This window comes from Dyella sp. KRB-257, assembly GCF_049445995.1.
Lineage (GTDB): Bacteria > Pseudomonadota > Gammaproteobacteria > Xanthomonadales > Rhodanobacteraceae > Dyella_A.
In genome coordinates, this window is record NZ_JBMSDZ010000004.1 from 181,409 (window position 1) to 204,283 (window position 22,875).

The 22,875-nt window shown below is 67.6% G+C and carries 27 protein-coding genes and 1 pseudogene; 15 read left to right on the plus strand and 13 right to left on the minus strand.

The genetic code is table 11. The features are described from left to right. Positions 1-34: 34 nt before the first annotated feature. The 4 genes from murU to ACO2Q2_RS04705 form a co-directional block, all read right to left on the minus strand. Positions 35-730: an N-acetylmuramate alpha-1-phosphate uridylyltransferase MurU gene (gene murU / locus ACO2Q2_RS04690; protein ID WP_423254616.1), complete on the minus strand. Its 696-nt coding sequence runs from the start codon at positions 728-730 to the stop codon at positions 35-37. Further along, the gene (locus ACO2Q2_RS04695; RefSeq protein WP_423254617.1) at positions 727-1,755 is read right to left on the minus strand and encodes an aminoglycoside phosphotransferase family protein; all 1,029 of its coding nucleotides are present in this window, start codon (positions 1,753-1,755) and stop codon (positions 727-729) included. Before ACO2Q2_RS04695 ends, murU begins: the two co-directional genes overlap by 4 nt. Before the next feature lie 193 nt (positions 1,756-1,948). Next, on the minus strand, positions 1,949-3,319 hold the full coding sequence (locus ACO2Q2_RS04700) for an ammonium transporter (RefSeq protein WP_423254618.1): 1,371 nt from the start codon (positions 3,317-3,319) through the stop codon (positions 1,949-1,951). After that, positions 3,309-3,647, minus strand: a complete 339-nt coding sequence (locus tag ACO2Q2_RS04705) for a P-II family nitrogen regulator (RefSeq protein ID WP_423254619.1) — start codon at positions 3,645-3,647, stop codon at positions 3,309-3,311. The genes ACO2Q2_RS04700 and ACO2Q2_RS04705 overlap by 11 nt, the downstream gene beginning before the upstream one ends. Positions 3,648-3,906: 259 nt before the next feature. Here ACO2Q2_RS04705 and ACO2Q2_RS04710 point away from each other — a divergent pair, with 259 nt between their 5' ends. The 7 genes from ACO2Q2_RS04710 to ACO2Q2_RS04740 all read left to right on the plus strand — a co-directional run bounded on the left by ACO2Q2_RS04710 (position 3,907) and on the right by ACO2Q2_RS04740 (position 11,269). After that, positions 3,907-4,365: an SUF system Fe-S cluster assembly regulator gene (locus ACO2Q2_RS04710; RefSeq protein ID WP_423254620.1), complete on the plus strand. Its 459-nt coding sequence runs from the start codon at positions 3,907-3,909 to the stop codon at positions 4,363-4,365. Further along, on the plus strand, positions 4,362-5,828 hold the full coding sequence (sufB, locus tag ACO2Q2_RS04715; RefSeq protein WP_423254621.1) for a Fe-S cluster assembly protein SufB: 1,467 nt from the start codon (positions 4,362-4,364) through the stop codon (positions 5,826-5,828). The genes ACO2Q2_RS04710 and sufB overlap by 4 nt, the downstream gene beginning before the upstream one ends. Continuing rightward, positions 5,825-6,472 carry a class I SAM-dependent methyltransferase gene (locus tag ACO2Q2_RS04720; protein WP_423254622.1) on the plus strand — a complete coding sequence of 216 codons (648 nt, stop codon included), beginning with the start codon at positions 5,825-5,827 and terminating at the stop codon, positions 6,470-6,472. The genes sufB and ACO2Q2_RS04720 overlap by 4 nt, the downstream gene beginning before the upstream one ends. A gap of 5 nt (positions 6,473-6,477) precedes the next feature. Continuing rightward, positions 6,478-7,245, plus strand: coding sequence for a Fe-S cluster assembly ATPase SufC (gene sufC, locus ACO2Q2_RS04725; RefSeq protein ID WP_423254623.1), 768 nt, complete (start codon positions 6,478-6,480; stop codon positions 7,243-7,245). Beyond that, positions 7,242-8,549 carry a Fe-S cluster assembly protein SufD gene (sufD, locus tag ACO2Q2_RS04730; RefSeq protein ID WP_423254624.1) on the plus strand — a complete coding sequence of 436 codons (1,308 nt, stop codon included), beginning with the start codon at positions 7,242-7,244 and terminating at the stop codon, positions 8,547-8,549. Before sufC ends, sufD begins: the two co-directional genes overlap by 4 nt. Positions 8,550-8,663: 114 nt before the next feature. Then, positions 8,664-9,905: a cysteine desulfurase gene (locus ACO2Q2_RS04735; RefSeq protein ID WP_423254625.1), complete on the plus strand. Its 1,242-nt coding sequence runs from the start codon at positions 8,664-8,666 to the stop codon at positions 9,903-9,905. Positions 9,906-10,372: 467 nt separating this feature from the next. Beyond that, positions 10,373-11,269 (plus strand): acyltransferase, encoded by an 897-nt coding sequence (locus ACO2Q2_RS04740; RefSeq protein WP_423254626.1) that lies wholly within the window; start codon positions 10,373-10,375, stop codon positions 11,267-11,269. Here the strand turns inward: ACO2Q2_RS04740 and ACO2Q2_RS04745 are convergent. From ACO2Q2_RS04745 to ACO2Q2_RS04755, 3 genes are all read right to left on the minus strand, one after another. After that, entirely contained in the window at positions 11,259-11,549 is a 291-nt protein-coding gene (locus ACO2Q2_RS04745) for a type II toxin-antitoxin system RelE family toxin (protein WP_423254627.1), read from the minus strand. The genes ACO2Q2_RS04740 and ACO2Q2_RS04745 overlap by 11 nt on opposite strands. 73 nt (positions 11,550-11,622) lie before the next feature. Beyond that, positions 11,623-11,784, minus strand: a complete 162-nt coding sequence (locus ACO2Q2_RS04750; RefSeq protein ID WP_423254628.1) for a type II toxin-antitoxin system Phd/YefM family antitoxin — start codon at positions 11,782-11,784, stop codon at positions 11,623-11,625. 86 nt (positions 11,785-11,870) lie between these two features. Beyond that, positions 11,871-12,242, minus strand: a complete 372-nt coding sequence (locus ACO2Q2_RS04755; protein WP_423254629.1) for a YciI family protein — start codon at positions 12,240-12,242, stop codon at positions 11,871-11,873. Positions 12,243-12,578: 336 nt separating this feature from the next. Here ACO2Q2_RS04755 and ACO2Q2_RS04760 point away from each other — a divergent pair, with 336 nt between their 5' ends. Continuing rightward, a complete protein-coding gene (locus ACO2Q2_RS04760) occupies positions 12,579-14,378 on the plus strand; it encodes an amidase (RefSeq protein WP_423254630.1) in 1,800 nt (599 codons plus the stop codon). Between the two features lie 11 nt (positions 14,379-14,389). Here the strand turns inward: ACO2Q2_RS04760 and ACO2Q2_RS04765 are convergent, their stop codons facing one another. Together ACO2Q2_RS04765 and ACO2Q2_RS04770 are read right to left on the minus strand one after the other, a co-directional pair. After that, positions 14,390-14,680 (minus strand): HigA family addiction module antitoxin, encoded by a 291-nt coding sequence (locus ACO2Q2_RS04765; protein WP_423254631.1) that lies wholly within the window; start codon positions 14,678-14,680, stop codon positions 14,390-14,392. Positions 14,681-14,696: 16 nt separating this feature from the next. After that, positions 14,697-14,978: a type II toxin-antitoxin system RelE/ParE family toxin gene (locus ACO2Q2_RS04770; protein ID WP_423254632.1), complete on the minus strand. Its 282-nt coding sequence runs from the start codon at positions 14,976-14,978 to the stop codon at positions 14,697-14,699. A 114-nt stretch (positions 14,979-15,092) separates the two neighbouring features. Between ACO2Q2_RS04770 and ACO2Q2_RS04775 the strand changes: the two genes are divergently transcribed. Next, entirely contained in the window at positions 15,093-15,578 is a 486-nt protein-coding gene (locus ACO2Q2_RS04775) for a hypothetical protein (RefSeq protein WP_423254633.1), read from the plus strand. Between the two features lie 352 nt (positions 15,579-15,930). On the opposite strand, the gene ACO2Q2_RS04780 is transcribed toward ACO2Q2_RS04775, so the two are convergent. The 3 genes from ACO2Q2_RS04780 to ACO2Q2_RS04790 all read right to left on the minus strand — a co-directional run bounded on the left by ACO2Q2_RS04780 (position 15,931) and on the right by ACO2Q2_RS04790 (position 17,382). Continuing rightward, a complete protein-coding gene (locus ACO2Q2_RS04780; RefSeq protein WP_423254634.1) occupies positions 15,931-16,257 on the minus strand; it encodes a hypothetical protein in 327 nt (108 codons plus the stop codon). Between the two features lie 109 nt (positions 16,258-16,366). Beyond that, positions 16,367-16,816, minus strand: a complete 450-nt coding sequence (locus ACO2Q2_RS04785; RefSeq protein WP_423254635.1) for a hypothetical protein — start codon at positions 16,814-16,816, stop codon at positions 16,367-16,369. After that, positions 16,813-17,382 carry an RNA polymerase sigma factor gene (locus ACO2Q2_RS04790; RefSeq protein WP_423254636.1) on the minus strand — a complete coding sequence of 190 codons (570 nt, stop codon included), beginning with the start codon at positions 17,380-17,382 and terminating at the stop codon, positions 16,813-16,815. The genes ACO2Q2_RS04785 and ACO2Q2_RS04790 overlap by 4 nt, the downstream gene beginning before the upstream one ends. A 354-nt stretch (positions 17,383-17,736) precedes the next feature. Between ACO2Q2_RS04790 and ACO2Q2_RS04795 the strand changes: the two genes are divergently transcribed. The 4 genes from ACO2Q2_RS04795 (at position 17,737) to ACO2Q2_RS04810 (ending at position 19,426) form a co-directional block, all read left to right on the plus strand. After that, positions 17,737-18,063, plus strand: a complete 327-nt coding sequence (locus ACO2Q2_RS04795; RefSeq protein WP_423254637.1) for a hypothetical protein — start codon at positions 17,737-17,739, stop codon at positions 18,061-18,063. A gap of 104 nt (positions 18,064-18,167) precedes the next feature. Beyond that, positions 18,168-18,710: a GNAT family N-acetyltransferase gene (locus ACO2Q2_RS04800; protein WP_423254638.1), complete on the plus strand. Its 543-nt coding sequence runs from the start codon at positions 18,168-18,170 to the stop codon at positions 18,708-18,710. Beyond that, a complete protein-coding gene (locus ACO2Q2_RS04805) occupies positions 18,707-19,030 on the plus strand; it encodes a non-heme iron oxygenase ferredoxin subunit (RefSeq protein ID WP_423254639.1) in 324 nt (107 codons plus the stop codon). Before ACO2Q2_RS04800 ends, ACO2Q2_RS04805 begins: the two co-directional genes overlap by 4 nt. A gap of 261 nt (positions 19,031-19,291) precedes the next feature. Beyond that, complete coding sequence (locus ACO2Q2_RS04810) at positions 19,292-19,426, plus strand: hypothetical protein (protein WP_423254640.1); 135 nt, start codon at positions 19,292-19,294, stop codon at positions 19,424-19,426. Here the strand turns inward: ACO2Q2_RS04810 and ACO2Q2_RS04815 are convergent. After that, positions 19,410-20,183 (minus strand): MipA/OmpV family protein, encoded by a 774-nt coding sequence (locus ACO2Q2_RS04815; protein WP_423254641.1) that lies wholly within the window; start codon positions 20,181-20,183, stop codon positions 19,410-19,412. The two genes, ACO2Q2_RS04810 and ACO2Q2_RS04815, sit on opposite strands and share 17 nt — an antisense overlap. 306 nt (positions 20,184-20,489) lie before the next feature. Between ACO2Q2_RS04815 and ACO2Q2_RS04820 the strand changes: the two are divergent. Continuing rightward, a pseudogene (locus tag ACO2Q2_RS04820) lies at positions 20,490-21,179 on the plus strand (MtnX-like HAD-IB family phosphatase); the annotation flags it as partial. Positions 21,180-21,404: 225 nt separating this feature from the next. Then, on the plus strand, positions 21,405-22,811 hold the full coding sequence (locus ACO2Q2_RS04825) for an aspartate aminotransferase family protein (RefSeq protein WP_423254642.1): 1,407 nt from the start codon (positions 21,405-21,407) through the stop codon (positions 22,809-22,811). The last annotated feature ends 64 nt before the right edge of the window (positions 22,812-22,875 follow it).

Sequence of the window (22,875 nt, forward strand, 5' to 3'; positions counted from 1 at the left end):
GCCAGCTCCGTGGGAACGACTTCAGTCGTGACGCTCAGCGAAGCTGCGCCTCCAGGGCGGCGAGGCGCTCCGGCGTACCGGCGTCGGTCCATGCGCCGCGATGATGCATGCCGTCGATCTGGCCGCGTTCCATCGCGGCGCGCAGCAGCGGTGCCAGCGCGAAGCGCGGCGCGTGCGTGGGATCGCCGGCCGGCGCCAGCCCCTGCCAGCCTTCCAGCACGCGTGCGCGATACACGCCCACCCCGGCGAAGGTCAGCTTCGGCTCGCCGACGTCGTGCAGGCGCCCGGCATCGTCGAGCGCGAAATCGCCCTGCGGGTGATGCGCCGGGTTGTCCACCACCACCAGGTGCGCCGCGCCACGCGGCTCGATGGGCAGGGTGGCGAAATCCAGATCGGTCCAGATGTCGCCGTTGATGGCCAGGAACGGTTCGGGTCCCAGCAGCGGCAGCGCGTTGAGCATGCCGCCGCCGGTCTCCAGCGGCGTGGGACCCTCGTAGGCGTAGCGGATGCGCAGGCCCCAGCGCGAGCCGTCGCCCAGCGCGTCGGGAAACTGTTCGGCCAGGTGCGAGGTGTTGATCACCACGTAGTTCACGCCGATCGCGGCGAGCTTTTCCAGGTGCCAGGCGATCAGCGGCTTGCCGCCGGCGAGCAGCAGCGGCTTGGGCGTGCGATCGGTCAGCGGGCGCATGCGCTCGCCCAGTCCGGCAGCGAAGATCAGTGCATGCCTCACGCTTGGTCTTCCGCCGCGCGGGTGAGATCGCGCTCGCCGGCGTGGCGCGCCAGCAGGTCGGCCAATGGCTGCAGTTCCGGGTAGCCGGCGGCCACGTCGATCGCGTAGTCGAACACGCGCGGCAGGTCGGCCAGATAGCCGCGCTTGCCGTCGCGGTAGTGCAGCCGGCAGAAGATGCCCAGCACCTTGATGTGCCGCTGCAGGCCGGTGAGGTCGAACCAGCGCAGGAAGGTGGCGGCGTCCACCGTCCCGTCGATCAGCCCCGCCCCCTGCAACTGCAGGCGATAGCCCTCGGCCCACCGCTCCACGCGCTCGCGCGGCCAACTGACGTAGCAGTCGCGCAGCAGCGAGGCGAGGTCGTAGGTGACCGGGCCGGCCAGCGCGCCCTGGAAATCGATGATGCCCGGGCTTCGCAGCGGCGCCGGGTCGTCGACCACCAGCAGGTTGCGGCTGTGGAAGTCGCGGTGCACGAACACCACCGGCTGCGCCAGCGCGTTGTCCAGCAGCGCGATGAAGGCGGTGTCCAGCGCGGCCTGCTCGTCCGCATCGGGCGTCACGCCCAGGTGCCGGCCGAGGAACCACTCCGGCATGATCGCCAGCTCGCGCGCGAGGAAGGCGCGGTCGTAGCTCGCCAGCCCTTCGGTGCCGCACGCCGACTGCATCGTGAGCAGCGCGACCATCGCGTCGCCGTAAAGGCGGTCGACTGTCGCGTCCGTCAGCTCGGGCAGGTACATCCGCGTGCCGAGATCCTCGATCAGCAGGAAGCCGCGCTCAAGATCGGTGGCGTGCACCTCGGGCACGTGCAGCCCCGCGTCGGCGAGGCGCCGGCCCAGGGCCAGCCACGGGGCGGGGTCTTCCAGCACAGGCGGCGAGTCCATCACGATCCAGCTGCGGCCGTCGTGATGCGTGCGCCAGTAGCTGCGGAAGCTGGCGTCGGACGAGGCGCTTTCCAGCGTCAGCGTGTCATCGCCCAGGGTACGGCGGAGCCAGGCGAGGCGTTCGGCGGCGCGTTCGGTGGTGGGCATGGGCGAACACGTGATGGCGGAGCGCTGAGTCTAACGGAGCGTGCCATGCGGCATGGCACGACGCGGCCAGGTTATCGCGGTTGGACCCGTGTCCCGTAGGAGCGCACCCTGTGCGCGAATGCTCTTGCTTTGATGTCGATCAGGAGCAAGAGCAGTCGCGCGCAGGGTGCGCTCCGGGGTGTGCGGGCGGGGTTCAAAGGTTGTACGCCCGCTCCTCGTGCTCGGACAGATCCAGGCCGACCTGCTCCTGCTCGGCGTCCACGCGCAGGCCGATCGCGATGTCGAGGATTTTCAGGATCGCGTAGCTCAGCGTCGCGCTCCACGCGATGGTGAAGCCCACGCCCTTGGCCTGGATCCACAGCTGGCCGCCCAGCGAGGTGACGTTGCCGAAGCCGCCGAGCGTGGCGGCGGCGAGCGGGCCGGTGAGCAGGCCGCCGATGATGCCGGCGATGGCATGCACGCCGAATACGTCCAGCGAGTCGTCGTAACCGAGCTTGTTCTTCAATCGCGTGGCGGTGAAGAAGCACGCCGCGCCGGCGATCAGTCCCAGCACCAGTGCACCGCCCGGGCCGCAGGTGCCCGAGGCCGGCGTCACCGCGACCAGCCCGGCCACCGCACCGGAGACCGCGCCCAGCACGCTGGGCCGCTTGTGCGTGAACCACTCCACCGCAGTCCAGCCGATCACCGCGCCGGCGGTGGCGATCTGCGTCACCAGCATGGCCATGCCGGCGCTGCCGTTGGACGCCACCGCCGAGCCGGCGTTGAAGCCGAACCAGCCCAGCCACAGCAGGCTGGCGCCGATCACCGTGTAGCCGAGGTTGTGCGGCGGCATCGGCGTGGTCGGGTAGCCCTTGCGCTTGCCGATCACCAGACAGGCCACCAGGCCGGCGATGCCGGCGTTGATGTGCACCACGGTGCCGCCGGCGAAGTCCAGCACGCCCAGGTCGCCCAGCAGCGAGCCCGGGCCGCTCCACACCATGTGCGCCATCGGCAGGTAGACGAAGGTCAGCCACAGGCCGGTGAACCACAGCAGCGCGCTGAACTTCATGCGCTCGGCGAAGGCGCCGATGATCAGCGCCGGCGTGATGATGGCGAAGGTGAGCTGGAACATCACGAACACGCTTTCCGGCACCGTGTTGTACAGCGAGTCCGGGGTGAGCCCGGCCAGCATGAAGCGGTCCAGTCCGCCGACGATCGAGTGCAGGTCCACTTCACCGGCGTGCATGCCGGCGGTGCTGAAGGCCAGCGAGTAGCCGTAGACCATCCACAGCACGGTCACCAGCGCGGTGATGGCGAAGCACTGCATCAGCACCGACAGTAGGTTCTTGGCGCGCACCATGCCGCCGTAGAACAGGGCGAGGCCGGGGATCGTCATCAGCAGCACCAGCATGGAGGCGGTGAGCATCCAGGCGGTGTCGCCGCTGTCGAGCTTCGGCGCGGCGCCTTGCGCAAGCGCCGGCGAGGCCAGCGCGAGCAAGCCGCAGAACAGGCCCACGCGTCCCACGCCACGGGCCTTTCCGATTCCCGAATCCCGAATCCTGATTCCCGCGAGATCAAAGCGCATCGGCGTCGACCTCCTGCGTGCGGATGCGGATCACCTGTTCCAGATCGAACACCATGATCTTGCCGTCGCCCACCTTGCCGGTGCGCGCGGTGTTGCCGATCGCCTCGATCGCACGCTCGGCCTGCTCGTCGCCCACCGCGATCTCGATCTTCAGCTTGGGCAGGAAATCCACCACGTACTCGGCGCCGCGGTACAGCTCGGTGTGTCCGTGCTGGCGGCCGAAGCCCTTGACCTCGGTGACGGTCATCCCCTGCACGCCGGCCTCGGCCAGCGCCTCGCGCACTTCGTCGAGCTTGAACGGTTTGATGATCGCGGTGATCCATTTCATGGCGTGGCTTGCTCCCCGTACGGCCGTGGTTTGCTGCGATACAGCAGGTTGCGTGCCAGCGTGGACGATCCAGCGCCGGGCGAGGCGCAGCCTCGATTCTGCCGAGGCCTCCAGGCGGCAATACACGCCGGAACGCCCGCTCGCGGTGCGTCCGTTTGCCCAATCGTGGTGCAAGCCGTCGCCTGTGGCGCCATGCCCGGATTGACCGCGCGCCCGTCAATCCGTACCATTTTGGTCTTGATTCAACGGACGGACCGCCATGCTCCGTGTCAGCCGACTCACCGACTACGCCACCGTGGTGATGACCTGCATCGCGGCGCACCCGCAGAGCGTGCTCAGCACCGCGCAGATCGCCGACGAGACACACCTGGAACTGCCCACCGTGAGCAAGCTGCTGAAGTCGCTCGGCCACGCCGGCCTGGTGGAGTCGTTCCGCGGCGTCAACGGCGGCTATCGCCTGGCGCGCCCGGCCAGCGAGATCAACCTGGCCGAGATCGTCGAGGCGATGGAAGGGCGCATCGGCATGACCGAATGCGGCACCGACGGCCAGTGCGATCGCGAGTCGCAGTGCGGCGTGCGCGGCAGCTGGCGACAGATCAACCACATCCTGGACAACGCCCTGCGCGGCGTGAGTCTGGCCGACATGCTGCAGCCGCCGGCGCGTCCGGCGCTGGCAACCATCGCCATCAGCGAGATCAAGGGCAGGACCACCGCATGAGCCGCCAACCGAACGAAATCCTCGCGCCAGTCGACAACGCCGAAGTGATCGAGGCGCTGGGCCGCCGTTACGCCGCGGGCTTCGTCACCGACATCGAAACCGATTATCTTCCGCCGGGCCTGGACGAAGGCACGGTGCGTGCACTCTCCGCGCGCAAGGGCGAGCCGGAATGGATGACCGAGTGGCGCCTCAAGGCCTATCGCCACTGGCTCACCATGCCCACGCCCGACTGGGCCAAGCTCAAGGTGCCGGCGATCGACTACCAGTCGATCAGCTACTACGCCGCACCGAAGGAAGGCCCCAAGTCGCTCGACGAGGTCGACCCCAAGCTGCTGGAAACCTACGAGAAGCTCGGCGTGCCGCTGCACGAGCGCGCCAAGCTGGCCGGCGTGGCGGTGGACGCGGTGTTCGATTCCGTCTCCGTCGGCACCACCTTCCGCAAGGAGCTGGCCGAGGCCGGGGTGATCTTCTGCTCGATCAGCGAGGCGATCCGCGAGCATCCCGAGCTGGTGCAGAAATACCTGGGCAGCGTGGTGCCGGCGGGCGACAACTACTTCGCCGCGCTCAACTCCGCGGTGTTCTCCGACGGTTCGTTCGTGTTCGTGCCCGAGGGCGTGCGCTGCCCGATGGAACTCAGCACCTACTTCCGCATCAACGCGATGAACACCGGGCAGTTCGAGCGCACGCTGATCGTCTGCGAGGACGACGCCCACGTGTCGTATCTGGAGGGCTGCACCGCGCCCATGCGCGACGAGAACCAGCTGCATGCCGCGGTGGTGGAACTGGTGGCGCTGGAGAAGGCGAGCATCAAGTACTCCACCGTGCAGAACTGGTACCCCGGCGACGAGAACGGCGTGGGCGGCATCTACAACTTCGTCACCAAGCGCGGCGACTGCCGCGGCCACGACTCCAAGATCAGCTGGACGCAGGTGGAAACCGGCTCGGCGATCACCTGGAAGTACCCCAGCTGCGTGCTGCGCGGCGACCGCTCGGTGGGCGAGTTCTACTCCGTCGCGCTGACCCACCACCACCAGCAGGCCGACACCGGCACCAAGATGATTCACCTGGGCCGCGACACCAAATCGAAGATCGTCGCCAAGGGCATCTCGGCCGGCAGGAGCTCCAACAGCTACCGCGGCCTGGTGAAGGTGGAGAAGGGCGCCGAGAACGCGCGCAACTACACCCAGTGCGATTCCCTGCTGATCGGCAAGCAGTGCGGCGCGCACACCTTCCCCTACATGGAAGTGAAGAACCCCAGCGCGATCGTCGAGCACGAGGCCACTACCTCGAAGATCTCCGATGACCAGCTGTTCTATTGCCGCAGCCGCGGCATCGGCGAGGAAGACGCTGTGTCGATGATCGTCGACGGCTTCTGCAAGCAGGTGTTCAAGGAGCTGCCGATGGAGTTTGCGGTGGAGGCGAAGAAGCTGCTGGAAGTGTCGCTGGAAGGGGCGGTGGGATGAGCACGCCCACGCCATCGCACTGGGAGCAGGTATACCGGGAGAAGGGCGAGCCGCAGACCAGCTGGTTCCGCCCGCACCTGGACGAATCGCTGCGCTGGATCGACGCGCTCGCGCTGCCCGCCGACGCGCCGGCGATCGACGTCGGAGGCGGCCGCTCGACCCTGGTCGACGACCTGCTCGCCCGCGGTTTTGCCAACGTCACCGTGCTGGATCTGTCCGAATCGGCGCTGGCGCAATCGCGCGCGCGACTGGGCGACCGCGCCGGCACCGTGCACTGGCTGGCCGGCGACATCACTGCCATCGAGCTGCCCGCCGGTCGCTATGCGTTGTGGCATGACCGCGCGGTGTTCCATTTCCTCACCGATGTCACCGCCCAGCGCCGTTACGTGGAGATCGCTGCGCACGCCGTGCGGCCGGGCGGCCACCTGGTGATTGCCACGTTTGCGCTGGATGGCCCCGAGCGTTGCAGCGGCCTGCCGGTCAGTCGCTATGACGCCGCGTCGCTGTCGGCGCGTTTCGCCCCGTATTTCGAGAAGCTCGGCGACAGCCGCGACGTGCATCGCACGCCGTTCGACACCGACCAGAGTTTCACCTACGTCCACCTCCGCCGCCGCGCTGACGCGGACGGCGCACCTGCCGTGTGAATGCCATGCTGATCATCGAAAACCTCCACGCCCGCGTCGAAGGCAAGGACATCCTCAAGGGCCTCAGCCTCACTGTGAGGCCGGGCGAGGTGCACGCCATCATGGGTCCGAACGGCGCCGGCAAGTCGACGCTGGGCAACGTGCTGTGTGGCCGCGATGGCTACGAGGTCACCGCCGGCTCGGTCAGCTTCAACGGCGTCGACCTGCTGGCGATGGAGCCCGAGGCGCGCGCCGCCGCCGGCGTGTTCCTCGCGTTCCAGTACCCGGTGGAAATCCCCGGCGTGAACAACACCTACTTCCTGCGCACCGCGCTCAACGCGCAGCGCCGCGCGCGCGGCGAGAAGGAGCTCGACTCGATGGCCTTCCTCAAGCGGGTGCGCGAGAAGCTCAAGGACCTGCAGATCTCCGACGAGCTGCTGCACCGCGCCGTCAACGAGGGTTTCTCCGGCGGCGAGAAGAAGCGCAACGAGATCTTCCAGATGGCGGTGCTGGAGCCGAAGCTGGCGATCCTCGACGAGACCGATTCGGGCCTGGACATCGATGCGCTCAAGCAGGTCGCCCACGGCGTCAACGCACAGCGCTCGCCCGAGCGCGCGATGCTGATGATCACCCACTACCAGCGCCTGCTCGACTATATCCAGCCGGACTTCGTGCACGTGCTGGCCGACGGCCGCATCGTGGAGAGCGGCGACAAGACGCTGGCGCTCAAGCTCGAGGCGCAGGGCTACGCCTGGCTGCGCGAGCACGGCGAGCCGGCGGGAGCCCCGGCATGAGCCAGGCCGCGGCCATCACCCCCTTCGTCGCCTCGCAGCACGACGCCGAACTGCCGCGCAGCGGCATCGGCTGGCTGGACGCGGCGCGGCGCGACAACCTCGATGCGTTCCTTGCCGCCGGCCTGCCCGACACGCGGGTGGAAGCGTTCAAGTACACCGCGCTGCGCGCGCTCGGCCAGCGCAGTTTTGCGCTGGGCGATGCGCACATCGCCACCCGCGCGGTCGATCCGGCCACGCTGCAGTTGCCCGGCGTCGACGGCCCGCGGCTGGTGTTCGTCAACGGTGCACTGCGGCTGGATCTGTCCACCTTCGACGCGCTGCCCGCCGGGCTCACCGTGCAGCCGCTGTCGCAGGCGCTGAATACCGACGCCGAACCGCTGCGCTTCGCGCTGGCGCGGCATTACCGTGAGGCCGGCGATGCATTTGCCCAGCTCAATGCCGCGTTCGCCAGCGACGGCATGGTGCTGCGCGTGGCGCCTGGCGCGCAGATCGCCGCGCCGGTGCAGCTGTGCGTCGTCGGTGCCGCGGCACAGGGCGATGTCGCCTGGCACCTGCGCCATGTGATCGAGCTGGGCGAGGGCGCGGCGCTGTCGCTCATCGAACACCACGCCGGCAGCGGCGCACACGCGCACCTGGGCACTTCGGTGGCCGACGTGGTGGTGGGCGCGCGCGCGCGCCTGCAGCACGTGATCGTGCAGGCCGCCGCCGAAGGCAGCACCCTGGTGCGCCGTACCAGCGTGCAGCTGCGCGCCGGTGCCCACGCCACGCTGCACGCGCTGGAGCTCGGCGGTGGCCTCGGCCGCCACGAGCTGCAGGTGGAATTGGCCGGCGACGGCGCCAAACTGGAAACGCGCGGGGCCTTCGTGCTGCACGGCCGCCAGCACGCGGACACACAGATGCTGGTGCGCCACACCGCCAGGCACACTGCATCGGATTCGCTCTGGCGCGGCGTGGCCGACGGTCGCGCGCGCGGCGTGTTTCGCGGCGCCATCTACGTCGCGCCCGGCGCGGACGGCAGCGACGCCGCGCTGAGCAACAAGAATCTGCTGCTGTCCGCCGGCGCCGAGATCGATACCAAGCCCGAGCTGGAGATCCACGCCGACGAGGTGAAGGCCGCGCACGGCGCCACCGTCGGCCAGCTCGATCCGCGCGCGCTGTTCTACCTGCGCTCGCGCGGCATCCCGCAGGCGCAGGCGCGCGCCATGCTCACCGCCGCGTTCTGTCGCGCCGTGCTGGACGACCTGCCGAACGAGGCGCTGCGCGAGTACCTCGCCAGCCTGCTGGTGGCGAGGCTGCCCGCATGATGCGAAAGAACGCGTAGGAGCGCACCCTGTGCGCGAACGCTTCTCGCGCTCCGAGCAAAAAGCGGTCGCGCACAGGGTGCGCTCCTACAGGGCGGCCATGACGGGATTTTGGAAATGAACATGCAAACCAGCGCGGCCGCCCTCGACATCCAGCGCATCCGCGCTGACTTCCCGCTGCTGTCGCGCACCGTGCATGGCAAGCCGCTGGTGTACTTCGACAACGCCAACACCAGCCAGAAACCGGCCTGCGTGATCGAGGCGGTGGACCAGCACTACCGCCTGCACAACGCCAACGTGTCGCGTGCCGTGCACCTGCTCGGTGAGGAAGCCACCACCGCGTACGAAGGCGCGCGCGACAAGCTCGCGAAGTTCATCAACGCCACCTCGCGCAACGAGCTGGTGCTCACCTCCGGCACCACCCAGGCCACCAACCTGGTGGCATACAGCTTCGCGCTGCCGCGCCTGCAACCGGGCGACGCCATCCTCACCACGGTGATGGAGCACCACGCCAACATCGTGCCGTGGCAGCTCGTCGCCCAGCGCGCCGGCGCTACGGTGAAGGCCGCGCCGATCAACGAGCGCGGCGAGCTGATCCTCGAGCGCTTCGTCGAGATGCTCACGCCGGAGGTGAAGCTTGCCTGCGTCACCCACGTCTCCAACGTGCTCGGCACGGTCAACCCGATCCGCGAGATCGCCCGCGAGTGCCGCAAGCGCGGCATTGCGCTGCTGGTGGACGGCTCGCAGGCGCTGCCGCATCGCCCGGTGGATGTGCAGGCGCTGGGCTGCGATTTCTACGCGCTCACCGGCCACAAGATGCTCGCGCCCACCGGCACCGGCGCGCTGTGGGCGAAGAAGGAACATCTGGAGGCGATGCCGCCGTTCTTCGGCGGCGGCGAGATGATCCGCGAGGTGCGCTTCGACGGCACCACCTTCGCCGAGCCACCGCACAAGTTCGAGGCCGGCACCCCGAACATCGCCGGCTTCGTCGGCCTGGGCGCTGCCACCGACTACTACCAGTCGCTCGGCTTCGAGGCGATCCACGCCCACGAGCAGATGCTGCTGGCTTACGCCACCGAGCGCCTGCGCGAGATTCCGGGCCTGCGCATCTTCGGCGAGGCCGCGGAGAAAGAGCCGGTGATTTCGTTCCTGATCGAAGGTGCCCAGGCCACCGATCTGGCCACCCTGCTCGACCTGCAGGGCATCGCCGTGCGCTCCGGCCACCACTGCGCGCATCCGCTCATGCAGTTCTACGGCGTCCCCGCCACGCTGCGCGCCTCGTTCGCCTTCTACAACACTCGCGAGGAAGTGGATGCCTTCGTCGAGGCGCTGGTGAAGGTGCGCAAGCTGTTGATGTGAGGGGGCTTGGGTTTGCCCCATCATTCGCAGACCGCTTTGGGTTCCCTCTACCATCATTGCCCTCAACGCCATCCCGGCGAGGAGCTTTTCAACAGCCGCAGGCTGGTCAAACCGGACAAGCGCGACGCGCGCAGAACGCCCGCAGGGTGGCCCCGAAGGGGCGAGCGAAGCGAGTCATCCAACGCCTTTGCACTCCCTCAAGCCTCATCTTCCTCACCGTCATCCCGGCGAAAGCCGGGATCCAGCGTCTTCGCATTGGCCTACCTTAAGTCACTGGATCCCGGCTTTCGCCGGGATGACGGAGATCAGGCTTCTGGGATATCCACGTGGATTCGGTCCATCGAGCCGACGGCAAACAAGGCCGGCACACCGCCCCCACACCACGCAGAACGCCACACCCCCTGACCCCAGTCAAACCACGACCCCACCGCCGCGCTACGCTGTCCCCCACCCACGACGGTACCCCCATGCTCGCCTCGCTCCCCGCCTTCCTGCGCATCCCGCTCGCCATCGCCCTGCTGATCCTCAACACGATCGCGCACGTGCTGCCGCTGTTCGCGCTCACCTTCGTCAAGCTGCTGCTGCCGTTGAAGGGCATGCGCGTGGCGCTGTCGCGCGCACTGGTCGCCATCGCCGAGAGCTGGATTGCCATCAACAGCGCGCTGTTCGACCTGTTCACCCGCACGCAGTGGCGCATCGAGGGGCTGGAAGGCCTCAAGCGCGATGGCAACTACCTCGTGCTGTGCAACCACCAGAGCTGGGTCGACATCCCGGTGCTGCAGAAGGTGTTCAACCGCCGCATTCCGTTCCTGCGCTTCTTCCTCAAGAGCCCGCTGATCTGGGTGCCGCTGCTGGGGCCGGCGTGGTGGGCGCTGGATTTCCCCTTCATGAAGCGCCACTCGCGCGAGGAACTGGCCAGGCATCCCGAGCTGGCCGGCAAGGATCGCGAGACCACCCGCAAGGCCTGCGAGAAATTCCGCCACATGCCCGTGTCGGTGATGAATTTCGTCGAGGGCACGCGCTTCACCCGCGCCAAGCACGACGCCCAGGGCGCGCCGTACACGCACCTGCTGCGGCCCAAGGCCGGCGGTGTCGCCTTCGTGCTTGATGCGATGGGCGAAGGCCTGCATGCCATCGTCGACGTCACCATCGTCTACGCCCAGGGCGCCGGCTCCATGATGGATCTCATCGCCGGCCGCGTCCGCGATATCCGCGTGCACATCCGCCAGCGCGCCATCGATCCCGCGTTGCGCGGCGACTACGAGAACGACGCGGCGTTTCGCGAGCGCTTCCAGGCGTGGGTCAATGCGCTGTGGGCGGAGAAGGATGCGGAAGTGGGGCGGTTGCTTTCAGCTACAAACTGAAGCTTGACTGGTCTCGATCTTCGGCCAGCCCCTTGTCCCGCTTGCCCACCGCGATCACGGTGACCACGAGCACCTTGTCGTGCACCTGATAGACCAGCCGATAGCCCGATGCGCGCAGCTTGATCTTGTAGCAGTCGGGCATGCCGTGCAGGCGCGAGGCGGGGACGCGTGGATGCTCAAGACGCTCGGCGAGTTTGGCCTTGAGCTGCTGGCGGATATCGGGGGACAACTTGCGCCATTCCTTCAGCGCGGACTCGACGAACTCCAGGCTATAGCTCATCGAGCTTGACCTTCACCCTCCGCTTGCTGCGGCGGGTGCGTACCAGTTCGGCCAGTTCCAGGTCCCCCAGCCGTTACATCAGGCGCTGGTAGGTTTCGGCCGGCACCAGATAGGCGTTGGGTTTTTTGTGCACCAGGATCGCGACCGACTCGCCGTCGGCCGCTTCGATCACGGCACTGGGATTGCGCTTGAGTTCGGTGATGCTGACGCTTGCGTGGGAGAGGATGGCTTCCATAGTTTGGCTCTTTGTTTAGAGCCAGATATGGCACGACCAAGACGATGGCTCAAGCCGCGCGATGTCTTGGGCGGGCTTCCAAGCCCTCACGGCGCCAGATAGAAATCCATCGGAATCAATTCGACCGCCCACTCACCTTCCTCGCCAATCTGCGCGGCTGGATGCATGGAGGCGATGCGCAGCGCCTCGTCGTGGCTGTCCGCCTCGATGATGAACAGGCCGCCGACGACTTCCTTCGACTCGATGTACGGCCCGTCGGTGATCTGCGTCTTGCCGTTGCGCGGGCGCAGTGTGCGCCAGTTTTCCAGATCGCCCAGCGACGCGGACACCAGCACCTTGCCGGTGGCGCGCATCTTCTCGTCCAGCGCCGGGCACTGGCTCACGATCGCCTTGACGTCGTCCGGCGGCAGCGCGGCGAATTTCTCGGGAGTGAAGTAGGCGAGGCCGAGGTATTTCATGGGAGGTCCTTGGGTTGGGATGCACTGACGACGAAGCGGATGTCCGCAAATCGACCGTGCACCGGGAGAGTTTTTTGGCGGGTCCCTCGGCCAACCTATCTGCCTTGGGTCGCAGGCGGCCATCCGGCAGGACACCTCGCAGGTCACCGTGAACCCGGCGCAAGAAGCTGCCCCCACTGCGCCTTTCCACCTCACCGAAGTCGAGTTGTGCACGCCCCGGCGCTCGTCCACAGTAGGCAGCCGTTCCGGCCAGCCCGGAAACCGCCTGCGCGCAGCACGGCGCCGGCAACAGCATCGACAGCAACGCGCTCCTGCTGGAGCGCATCGGGGAGAACCATGAAGACTCGTCGCGATTTCCTGACCCAGGCGCCGCTTGGCCTGCTGGGTGCCGTGGTGGCCAGTGGCGCGCTGGCGCAGACCGGCGAAACCACTGCGCCGCCACCCGGTTCGCCCGGCGCGTTCAACACCGCGCCGCCGGTGGGCCCGAAGCTCACCGCGGCCACCTTCGCCGAGGCGGAGAAGCTGCAGCAGGTGACGATGACTGAGCCGCAGCGCGCCATGGCCGTGGACAGCTGGCCCACCTCGATGGCCGCGCTGCTGGAACGCCGCACCGGCCCGCGCAAGGTCGCGCTGGAAGAGGGCCTGCCGCCGGCCACCACCTGGTTCCCCGCGATGGGGCAGGCGCATGTGGGCCCCGCGCACGATCGTTTCGTGCCGGCCAAGGTGGCCACCACGCCGCTGCCGGCCAAGGACGAGGACATCGCCTTCGCCTCGGTCGCCCAGCTCGGCGAGTGGATTCGCACGCGCAAGCTCAGCTCCACCCGGCTGACGAAGATCTACCTCGATCGCCTCAAGCGCTTCGACCCGCAGCTGCGCTGCGTCATCACCCTGTGCGAGGAGCACGCGCTGAAGCAGGCCGCGCAGGCCGACCAGGAGATCGCCGCCGGCCACTATCGCGGCCCCCTGCACGGCATGCCGTGGGGCGCGAAGGATCTGCTCGACACCGCCGGCATCCCCACCACCTACGGCGCCGAGCCGTTCAGGCACCGCGTACCGAAGGACGACGGCGCCGTCACCCGCAAGCTCAACGAAGCCGGCGCCGTGCTGCTGGTCAAGCTCAGCCTGGGCGCGCTGGCGCTCAACGACATCTGGTTCGGCGGCCAGACCATGAACCCGTGGCTGCCGCAGGAAGGTTCCTCCGGCTCCAGCGCCGGCCCGGCCTCGGCCACGGCGGCGGGCCTGGTGGCGTTCGCCATCGGCAGCGAAACCCAGGGCAGCATCATCAGCCCGTGCATGCGCTGCGGCACCACCGGCCTGCGCCCCACCTACGGTCGCGTGCCGCGCACCGGCGCCATGACGCTGTGCTGGACGATGGACAAGCTCGGCCCCATCGCCCGCTCGGTGGAAGACACCTTGCTGGTGCTCAATACCATCCGCGGCACCGACCCCGGCGACAGCGCCAGCGTCGCCGCGCACCTGGACTACGACGCCGCCGCATCCATCAAGGGCCTCAAGGTCGGCTACTTCCCCGCGTGGATGAAGGAGGCGCCGGCCACCGACCTGGACCGCGCCGCCCTCGACCAGCTGCGCGCGCTCGGCCTGGTGCCCACCGAGGTGTCGCTGCCCGACTGGCCCTACGACGACCTCAACCTGCTGCTGTTCGCCGAGGCCGGCGCCGCGTTCGAGGAGCTCACGCTCTCCGGCGAGGTCGACAAAATGCGCGAGCAGACTCCAGACGCCTGGCCCAACCTGTTCCGCGAAGCGCGCTTCCTCTCCGCCGTGGACTTCGTCCAGGCCGACCGCCTGCGCCGCAAGGTGGCGAACGAGATGGCGCGCGTGATGGGCGAGGTCGACCTGCTGCTGGTGCCGTCCATGCGCGACGAGATGATGGTGATCTCCAACATGACCGGCCAGCCCTCGCTCACCCTGCGCACCGGCTTCGTGGAAGTGAACCAGGTGCGCAGCGACTGGGCGCCCGACCCCAGGCACCCGCGCCCCATGTTGGCCAGGCCGCACCGTGTGCCGTACGGCGTCACGCTGATTGGTCGGCTGTTCGAGGAGGGTACGCTGGGCCGCGTGGGCCGCGCGCTGGAGCAGAAGGTGGGTGTGGCCGGGGAGCGCCCGCCGGGGTTCTGAAGCGGAGAACTTTACGCGGCAATGCGCTCGATACGGTCGACGGCTTTCCCCAGCGCCCGATGGGCTTCTTCCAGGTCGTAGTCTGCCTGGAGCCCGAGCCAGAAACGTTCGCTCGTTCCCAGCGCAGCGGCCAGGCGCACGGCGGTATCCGCCGTGATGCCACGCTTGCCGAGCACAATCTCGTTGATGCGGCGCGGCGGTACGCCGGCGGCACGCGCCAGGGCGTTCTGGCTGATGCCCATGGGCATCAGAAACTCCTCGAGCAACACTTCGCCGGGATGGATGTTGGGCAGTTTCTTCATGATCAATTCGTCAGCGTCAGTGGTAATCGACGATTTCCACGTCGTGGGCGTCGCCGTCGATCCATCGAAAACAGACGCGCCATTGGTTGTTGATACGAATGCTGTACTGGCCTTTGCGTTGACCTTTCAGGGCCTCCAGCAGATTGGCAGGAGGAACGCGCAGGTCATCCAGTGCGGATGCATTGGCCACCATGCGCAGCTTGCGGCGCGCCACGGACTGGATATGGGCAGGCAATCGCCGAGAAGGCGTTCCGAGCCAGATCTTTTCCGCTTCCTTGTCGGCAAAGTTCCTGATCACGGAGAAACCATAACGCTACCCGTTATATGTCGCAAGTCGTCATGCCTCGGCACGAACCGGCGCCTTGCACTGATCGAGGCACTTCTTCCGTATGCCGAAGCCGCTCGATGTCGAGTGGCGCTCGCGTCGACAATGCGCCAACCTGTGCGCTTCCTCAGCGAGCCCACCGGCATGACGACTCCCGCAGCTTTTCCCCACGCCGCGGTGCTGGCTCGCCTCGATGCCGGCGACTTCGTGGGCCTGCCGGCTGAATTTGTCGACACACCGCAGAAGCGCGAGGCGCTGCATGCGTTGCTGAAAGCGAGTCAGGCCGTGCATCGCGCAGGCGTCAGCACCATGCAGGTGGCCGATGCGCTGCGTCGCGATCAGAAGTTCGTTCGGCCGGGTGCGCCGTCGCCGCATCTGGTGCGATTGCGCCAGCAGCAGGCGGCGGCGCGGCAGGCGACGAATCAGGCGCGGCAGGGGTTTATCGTGGCGGTGGATGGATTGGTGCGGGTGTTTGCACTCACCGTGCCGGCACGGAAGAGACTGGAGGTGTTTGCTCAGGATTGGATCGGAGCGACCCTCCATCCGAAGCGGCCACGCGAGAGCGAACTCTGATCCGAGATTTGCTTGCTCGCCCGCATCACGAAATCGCGGCACCTTGAGCAACGCACCCCATCTGTAGGAGCGCACCCTGTGCGCGACGCCCTATGCAGCGTCAGGTTCTCGCGGTTGGACAACAGGGTGTACTTCTGGCTGCCGACGTACGTGGTAAATCGACCGGCTTGATCGACTCGATGCTCGCGGTCACAGCAAACCTCCCCAGGAACTTGTTGTGACCACCCTCTCGGGCCACACCGGGCACAACGCCTCCACCGCTTCCATCAACTCCACCCAGTCGAAAAGGTCGCCTTTTGCTGGCAGCGAAGCCAACTCGACGTAGCCCCCGGCCAGCGGCTCGGCGACCCGGTCAGGAGGATTGGTCGGCAATGTGGGCGAGGATCTCATCGAGCCATTCCGTGCGATCGAACAAGGCGAAGTATTCGCGGACTTCGGGCATGTTGAGCTTCCCGCGCTGGGCTCGCAACAGCGCCCGGATGTCGTCGAGGTCGCGGGTGCGGGACGGGTTGTTGACCAGCGCTTGCAGCTTGAAGCCGATCAGGCCTTCGGCACTGATCACGCGCAGCGATCCCAGGGCCGTGGAACGCTCCGCGGCGTCAGCGAGCAAACGCCGTGCGATGGGGCGATGCGCGTACAGCAAGTCCAGGCCTTCATGTTCGGCCAAAACCTGGGCCAAAGGGTACTTCCAGGTGGCCGTATCTGGCAGGAAGTGACTTGGTGGGCAGCGCCGCGATCGCACCCATGGCGTTCGGACGGGAAGACGGAAAGAGGAAGTCGTCGCGCGATCAGCCCAACTTCCGCCGCAACAGCTCCGCCCCCTGCGACGCTCCAAGACACGCCAGCAACGCCAACACCCACGGATTGCCAGCCACCGACCACGCGGCCGGATCGGCGCTGAACCAGCTGCCGCCTTCGAGCACGGCGAAAACGAGGCCGGCGATGACGAGGGCGGCCAGCAGCAGGCAGGTGAGCTGTTTCTCGAAGCCGGTTTCCGGGGCGATGGCGGCGGTGGGTACGGGGCCGGCTTTGGTGGCGAGCTGGTCGGCGAAGTCGGCGGGCAGGCCTATGGCATCGTCGGCGCGCAGGGCGGCGTCGATCTGGCGGTAGGCGCGGGTGCGGGCGTCGTCGGCGGCCGGCTCGCCGGTGCGGGCGGCGTGCACGGCGCGTTCCTGTGCCTGCCACTCGCGCTCGGCGGCGGGGTGGCGGAAGAAATCGATGTCGCGATGCTTGCTCATGGCATGACTCCCAACCGGGTTTCCAGCGTCTCGCGCAGTTTCAGGCGCGTGCGGAACAGGTGGCTCTTGATGGTGCCGGCGGCCAGGCCGGTGACTTGCGCGATCTCGGGAATGCTCAGCTCGTCCAGATGGTAGAGCGTGAGCACGGTGCGCGGCAGCGGGGGCAGGGTGTCGATGGCCGCGTGCAGGTGCGCGCTCATTTCGTCATCGGCGCAGCTGGCTTCCAGGTCGAAGCCGTCGCCGAGGGTGTCCAGCAGCGAGAAATCCTCGTCGCCGCCGGTGTGCGGATCCACCAGCGCAATGCGCTTGCGCTCCAGGTGGCGCAGGGCGACGGTGTAGGCCACGCGGCCGATCCACGATTTCAGCGCGCTCTCGTAGCGGTACTGGTGCAGGTTCTGGTGCACCTTCAAGAAGGTGTCCTGGCACAGCTCGCGAGTGTCCTCCGGGTTGCGCACCATGCGCTGGATGATGTGCCAGCACAGGCCCTGGTACTCGCGCACGAGGCGTGCGAACGCACCTGGCGCATTCGCCAGTATGGCATCCACCAGGGCGCGGTCGTCGGTCATCGGGGGCGAGCTTCCATCGGCTGATGGATACGCGCATGTGCCGGACGGTTGCATCTGTGTCGTCATTCCCGCGAAAGCGGGAGGAGCCTTTCAACGGCGTATGCCGGTCATCCATGTGGCTCGCCGCCAAGATCAAAGTGGATGACCAGACGTTCGTCTGTTGAAAGCCCCGCTTTCGCGGGAATGACGGCAGCCCGAGACCCCGCGCGAGTGTGGTGTTTCGGGGGCTTTCGCGGGCTCGTCCGGGGCGAACGGTGAGGGTGCGATGGCCTGCGGGGCCGGCAGTCGACCGATGCAACCGCCGCCGCGGTGCCCGTATCCATGGCCCCGTCACCCAACCCAAAGGAGCACCCCATGATCGACGGCAACCTGGTTCCCATTGCCCTGTTCCTGTGCATCACCTACGCGATCAAGGCAGTGGTCGATGCGCGCTTCCGCCAGAAGATGGTCGGCGCCGGGGGCTCGGAAGAGCTGATTCGCTCGATCCTGCAGGGGGAGGAGGTGCGCCGCCGCCACGCCTCGCTGCGCTGGGGCATCATCCTGGTGGCGCTGGCCGGCGGCTTTGCGCTGATCCAGCAGTCCAACTGGCACGAGCTGACCCCCGGCATGATCGCCGTGCTCGCCGGCGCCACCGGCCTGGGCAACCTGGTGTACTTCGCGGTCGCCCGCAAGATCGGCTGATTGCCGCCTGCGGCGACGTCCTCTGGCTCGCGGCGCAGCTCTGGTGCGCGCTCTGGTGCGGCCAGGCTCTCCTGCGCCGTGCGGCGGCGGATTATCATCGATGGATGCACGCAAACGAACTCGCTTTCCGGGCGGCCACCGCCGCCGACATTCCCGCCGTGGTGGCGCTGGTCGAATCGGCCTACCGCGGTGAATCCGGCCTGCGCGGCTGGACCACCGAATCGAACCTGCTCGACGGCCAGCGCACCGACGCGCAGGACGTGGGCGAGGCGATCGAGCGCCCCGACAGCCTGGTGCTGCTGGCCGAGCACGAGGGCGCGCTGGTCGCCTGCTGCCACCTGGAAAAGCAGGACGGCGCGGCGTACTTCGGCATGTTCGCGGTGGATCCCTCACGTCAGACCGGCGGCGTCGGCAAACAGGTGATCGCGCACGCCGAGCAGCTGGCGCGCACGCGCTGGGGCGTGGATCGCATGCGCATGACGGTGATCGTGCAGCGCGAGGAGCTGATCGCCTTCTACCAGCGCCGCGGCTACGCGCGCACCGGGCAGATCAATCCGTTCCCGTACGGCGACGCGCGCTTCGGCATCCCGCGCCGCGACGACCTGCGTTTCGAGGTGCTGGAAAAGCCGCTTGGCGAGTTGGCATGAGCGCGTCGCCGGGCTGGGTGAAGGTGGGCACGCGCAGCGAGATCCTGCCGGGCGAATACAAGGTGGTGTGGGACGGCGACACCGCCATCGCCGTCTACAACATCGACGGCACGCTCTATGCGGTGGAAGACGTGTGCACCCACGACGGCGCCGAACTGGCCGGCGGCGAGGTGCACGGCTTCGAGGTGGAGTGCGTGCGCCACGGCGCGCGCTTCGACCTGCGCACCGGCGCGGTCACCTGCCCGCCGGCGTACGAGCCGATCGCCTGCTTTCCGGTGAGGGAAGAGGGCGGGTTGATCTTCACCCGCGACGATCGATAAGGCGCAGCTCCCATCTCCGTTCGCCTCGGATCGCGTTCGCGCTGAGCGTAGGCGCAAAGCGCCGGAGTCGAAGCGCCTCGCGCGCTGCCTCGCCCCGCCTTGCTGGCGCAAGCGAGGCCAGCACAGGTGGCATCTGGGGGAGCAGGGCGCGTTGGCCATCGGCTGCCGAACAACCACCCGGCTACATTGCGCGCGGCATCGCGATGGGGAGAAAGTCGCCATGACCCAGCGGGTCGCTCGCGCGGGATCGTCTTCGCGCTGTTGTTCGTGCTGTACCAGTCGGCCGAAGGTGTGGGTGGGCGCTGGCTGCACAGCTTCGCGGTGCACCTGCTGCTGGTGGTGCTGCTGTTCGGCGTGCCGGCATCGCGCCGGCCCGCCGCTACGGATGCCAGATGAAGGCCAGCGATTCGGACCACTGGTTGGCGGTGCCGAACTGCTGCACCAGCGGACTGTTCCCCGCACCGCCGAGCAGGCGGCCGTAGACCAGCGCCAGCGCCACGCCGGTGTGGCGGCTGGTGGGCACGAACAGGTCGTACTCCAGCGACGCCATCTCGCTGCCGCCGGACGGATGCCAGGGCGTCACGCCCAGTGCCGTGGCCGATGCGGGGCCGATGCCGAAGAAGCGGCGCATCGCCGGGCCGTTCATCATCGCCCAGCGCAGCGTGGCGGCTTGCTCCACCGGGCCCAGTGCGGGCAGGTCGGTGTCGGCGTAGAGGTTGAGGTAGGCGCCCGCGCCCTCGGTGTCGTGGCTGAGGTTGGCGCCCACGTCCAGCGCCTTGCCGATCTGCCATTCGAGGTAACCGCCAAGATTCAGCCGAGGCGACAGGGTGGGTACCTTGCCGCCCAGCGTGCCCAGTTCGGTGCGCTCACGGCCCCACTGATAGGCGCCATAAAGCCCGCCGCGCAGGGCCGGCCCGTGCAGGAACTCCAGTTCCAGCCCGTTCAGCGTGGAAAAGCTGCCGACGCCCGGCAGTTCCAGGTCGATGTAGGGCACGGGATCCTCGCGACTGCTGCGTGCGCCGGCCCACGCCGGCATGCGCTGCACGCCGGCGCCGACGGCGAGTACGGTGCTGTCGGCAGCGGCGCCGGTCAGCGGCCAGAGGGTGGGCAGGGTGCACGCCAGCAGGAGGATGAAACGGGAATGTCGAGGCATGGGCAGTCGGGGGTTGTGGAGGTGATCCGGACGCCCATCGGTACGGCAGGAGCGTGGCGACGAACCCGGAAACACCTCAAGTCGGCGTCGTTCCCGCGCACGCGGGGCTTTCAACAAACGAACGTCTGGTCATCCATTTTGATCTTTGGACTCAGCAGCCTGGATGGCCAGGCTTACTTCGGTTGCAATCCCCGCCTGACAGCCTTGCGGCCGTTGAAAATCGCGGGAATGACGAGGAAAAACAGCCATCCCGGATTCGCAAGAAAGGGAAAGGGCATGGAAAGACTGGCGGCCTAGCCTTTCGCCATGCCTACGAATGCCTCAACGCCCGACACCGCCTTCCGGTGGACCATCCTGTGTGATTTCGACGGCACCATCGCCGTCGAGGACGTGATCGACTCGCTGCTCGACCGCTACGGCCGCTCCGGCTGGGAAGCGCTGGAGCGGGACTGGCGCGCCGGCCGCATCGGTTCGCGCGAGTGCATGAGCGGCCAGGTGGCCCTGCTCGACATGAGCCGTGAGCAGCTCGATGCCCACCTCGCCACGCTGTGGATCGACCACGCCTTCCCCGGCTTCGTGGCCAGGGCCCGTGCGCTGGGCGTGCCGATCCGGGTGGTCAGCGACGGGCTCGACTACGCCATCCACAAGATCCTCGGCCGCTATGGCCTGGACGACCTGCCGCTGGCCGCCAACCGCCTGTCGCCGGCCACGCCGCCGCAGCGCTGGCAGCTCGCATCGCCGTTCCAGGCCGAAGGCTGCGCCAGCGGCACCTGCAAGTGCGCCTGTGTCGAACGCGCCCGCGCTGGCGGGGCAACCCGCACGCTGCTGATCGGCGACGGCGCCTCGGATTTCTGCGCCGCCGACCGCGTCGATTTCGTCTTCGCCAAGCACCGCCTCATCGAGCACTGCCGCGCCGCCGGCATCCCCTACGTGCCGATCACCGGCTTCGAGGACGCGCTGGAATTCCTGCCCAAGCTGCTCGACGGCAGCCTGCTGGAGGCCGAGCAGGCTAGGCCAACCGATTCCGGAAACGTCGAAGAACCCTCAAGCCTCCGTCATTCCGGCGAAAGCCGGAATCCAGCGTCTTTGCATTTCGCCGACAAGTCGCTGGATCCCGGCTTGACCAGCCATTCGGCTGTTAAGAGCCGCCGGGATGACGAACCCGCAGTAGGGCTGTTCAAGGTTTCCCCCACATCTCTCTGACCCGTTTCGGACATCCCCATGAACGTCTTTGACAAGAACACCGCCGTGATGATCGACGACGCGCAGCTGCTCGCCGACGAGGCCAGGTACAGCTCCTTCGGCGACACCGTGCACTACGTCGATCCGCCGAAGATCTTCCGCAGTTGCGAAGGCAGCTACATGGTCGACACCGCGGGCACGCCGTTCCTCGACCTGCAGATGTGGTACTCGGCGGTGAACTTCGGCTACGCCAACCCGCGCCTCAACAACGTACTGAAGAACCAGATCGACCTGCTGCCGCAGGTGGCCAGCCAGTACCTGCACCAGACCCGCATCGAGCTGGCCAAGACGATTGCGCTCGACGCGAAGAAGAAGTTCGGCCTCGACGGCCGCGTGCACTTCAACGTGGGCGGTGCGCAGGCGATCGAGGATTCGCTCAAGCTGGTGCGCAACTTCAAGAACGGCAAGAGCCTGATGTTCGCCTTCGAGGGCGGCTACCACGGCCGCACGCTGGGCGCCTCGGCGATCACCTCCAGCTACCGCTACCGCCGCCGCTTCGGCCACTTCGGCGAGCGCGCGATGTTCCTGCCGTTCCCGTATCCGTTCCGCCGCCCCAAGGGCATGACCGCCGAGGAGTATTCGGACAACTGCGTGAACCAGTTCGCGCGCCTGTTCGAGACCGAATACAACGGCGTGTGGGACCCCAAGACCAGCCAGTGCGAGTACGCCGCGTTCTACGTCGAGCCGATCCAGGGCACCGGCGGCTACGTCGTGCCGCCGATGGGCTTCTTCAAGGGCCTCAAGAAGGTGCTCGACCAGTACGGCATCCTGATGGTGGTCGACGAGATCCAGATGGGTTTCTGGCGCACCGGCAAGCTCTGGTCGATCGAGCACTTCGGCGTGACGCCGGACGTGGTGGTGTTCGGCAAGGCGCTCACCAACGGCCTGAACCCGCTGTCGGGCCTGTGGGCGCGCGAGGAGATGATCAACCCGACCATCTTCCCGCCGGGCTCCACCCATTCCACCTTCAACTCCAACCCGCTGGGCACCTCGCTGGGCCTGGAAGTGATGAAGATGGGCTACGAGCTGGACTACGAGACCTCGGTGCCTAGGAAGGGCGTGCACTTCCTGGAGGGCCTGCGCGACCTGCAGAAGAAGCACAAGGAGATCGGCGACGTCGACGGCCTGGGGCTGGCGCTGCGCGCCGAGATCTGCACCGAGGACGGCTTCACCCCGAACAAGGCGCTGCTCGACCGCATGGTCGACATCGGCCTGGCCGGCGACCTGGAGCACAACGGCAAGAAGATCGGCCTCGTGCTCGACGTCGGCGGCTGGTACAAGAACGTCATCACCTTCGCCCCCTCGCTGGAAATCACCCACGAGGAGATCGACCTGGCCATCGCGCTGCTCGACCAGCTGCTCACCAAGGCCAAGCGCACGGCGTAAGGTGGTGCGACAAGTCTTTAGAAGCGAACCGTGTCCCATGGCCGTCATTCCCGCTTGCGCGGGA

Bases quoted from the DNA above. Each gene is read 5' to 3' on its own strand.
- ACO2Q2_RS04735 (WP_423254625.1), top strand. From the start codon at position 8,664: ATGAACATGCAAACCAGCGCGGCCGCCCTCGACATCCAGCGCATCCGC.
- ACO2Q2_RS04710 (WP_423254620.1), top strand. From the start codon at position 3,907: ATGCTCCGTGTCAGCCGACTCACCGACTACGCCACCGTGGTGATGACC.
- ACO2Q2_RS04740 (WP_423254626.1), top strand. From the start codon at position 10,373: ATGCTCGCCTCGCTCCCCGCCTTCCTGCGCATCCCGCTCGCCATCGCC.
- ACO2Q2_RS04785 (WP_423254635.1), bottom strand. From the start codon at position 16,816: ATGAGCAAGCATCGCGACATCGATTTCTTCCGCCACCCCGCCGCCGAG.
- ACO2Q2_RS04795 (WP_423254637.1), top strand. From the start codon at position 17,737: ATGATCGACGGCAACCTGGTTCCCATTGCCCTGTTCCTGTGCATCACC.
- ACO2Q2_RS04800 (WP_423254638.1), top strand. From the start codon at position 18,168: ATGCACGCAAACGAACTCGCTTTCCGGGCGGCCACCGCCGCCGACATT.
- ACO2Q2_RS04705 (WP_423254619.1), bottom strand. From the start codon at position 3,647: ATGAAATGGATCACCGCGATCATCAAACCGTTCAAGCTCGACGAAGTG.
- ACO2Q2_RS04765 (WP_423254631.1), bottom strand. From the start codon at position 14,680: ATGAAGAAACTGCCCAACATCCATCCCGGCGAAGTGTTGCTCGAGGAG.
- ACO2Q2_RS04750 (WP_423254628.1), bottom strand. From the start codon at position 11,784: ATGGAAGCCATCCTCTCCCACGCAAGCGTCAGCATCACCGAACTCAAG.
- ACO2Q2_RS04815 (WP_423254641.1), bottom strand. From the start codon at position 20,183: ATGCCTCGACATTCCCGTTTCATCCTCCTGCTGGCGTGCACCCTGCCC.
- sufB (WP_423254621.1), top strand. From the start codon at position 4,362: ATGAGCCGCCAACCGAACGAAATCCTCGCGCCAGTCGACAACGCCGAA.
- ACO2Q2_RS04825 (WP_423254642.1), top strand. From the start codon at position 21,405: ATGAACGTCTTTGACAAGAACACCGCCGTGATGATCGACGACGCGCAG.
- ACO2Q2_RS04760 (WP_423254630.1), top strand. From the start codon at position 12,579: ATGAAGACTCGTCGCGATTTCCTGACCCAGGCGCCGCTTGGCCTGCTG.
- ACO2Q2_RS04720 (WP_423254622.1), top strand. From the start codon at position 5,825: ATGAGCACGCCCACGCCATCGCACTGGGAGCAGGTATACCGGGAGAAG.
- ACO2Q2_RS04695 (WP_423254617.1), bottom strand. From the start codon at position 1,755: ATGCCCACCACCGAACGCGCCGCCGAACGCCTCGCCTGGCTCCGCCGT.
- ACO2Q2_RS04805 (WP_423254639.1), top strand. From the start codon at position 18,707: ATGAGCGCGTCGCCGGGCTGGGTGAAGGTGGGCACGCGCAGCGAGATC.
- sufD (WP_423254624.1), top strand. From the start codon at position 7,242: ATGAGCCAGGCCGCGGCCATCACCCCCTTCGTCGCCTCGCAGCACGAC.
- ACO2Q2_RS04745 (WP_423254627.1), bottom strand. From the start codon at position 11,549: ATGAGCTATAGCCTGGAGTTCGTCGAGTCCGCGCTGAAGGAATGGCGC.
- ACO2Q2_RS04790 (WP_423254636.1), bottom strand. From the start codon at position 17,382: ATGACCGACGACCGCGCCCTGGTGGATGCCATACTGGCGAATGCGCCA.
- sufC (WP_423254623.1), top strand. From the start codon at position 6,478: ATGCTGATCATCGAAAACCTCCACGCCCGCGTCGAAGGCAAGGACATC.
- ACO2Q2_RS04700 (WP_423254618.1), bottom strand. From the start codon at position 3,319: ATGCGCTTTGATCTCGCGGGAATCAGGATTCGGGATTCGGGAATCGGA.
- ACO2Q2_RS04755 (WP_423254629.1), bottom strand. From the start codon at position 12,242: ATGAAATACCTCGGCCTCGCCTACTTCACTCCCGAGAAATTCGCCGCG.